General features: G+C 50.0%; 1 protein-coding gene. It reads right to left on the bottom strand.

From position 1 onward, the window contains the following. A partial coding sequence (locus AB4486_RS24020; protein ID WP_372119114.1) for an LOG family protein occupies positions 1 to 452 on the bottom strand: 452 nt, incomplete at both ends.

Below are 452 nucleotides of genomic sequence, written 5' to 3'. Positions count from 1 at the left end.
AGTGACCAGTTGTAGCTGTAGGCATCACCGGTCTCTTTACGGTGAGAACGCACATCTGGCATCGCTTGTTTCATGATTTTCGCAGCGCGTGCTGGGTCATCAATCACGATCTCGTAATGTTTCTGCGCATCAGGCCCTAGAGTTTCCCCAATGAACTTATCGATTGAGCGGAAGTAAGCCTCACTCTCTTTCGAGCCCGTTAACACAATCGGCATTGGTTGTTCGGCGTTATTCGGGTGCATCATGATCCCTAAGATGTACAGCAGCTCTTCCGCCGTGCCTGGGCCGCCTGGGAAAATGATGATGCCATGTGCCATACGAACGAATGCCTCAAGACGCTTCTCGATATCTGGCATGATCACCAGTTCGTTTACTATCGGGTTTGGTGGCTCAGCGGCAATGATTGAAGGCTCTGTCAGTCCTAAGTAACGATGATCAGTATAACGCTGTTT

This window comes from Vibrio sp. 10N.222.55.C6 (assembly GCF_041473395.1).
Classification (GTDB): domain Bacteria; phylum Pseudomonadota; class Gammaproteobacteria; order Enterobacterales; family Vibrionaceae; genus Vibrio; species Vibrio crassostreae_C.
This window is presented reverse-complemented; position numbering and strand designations above follow the sequence as displayed.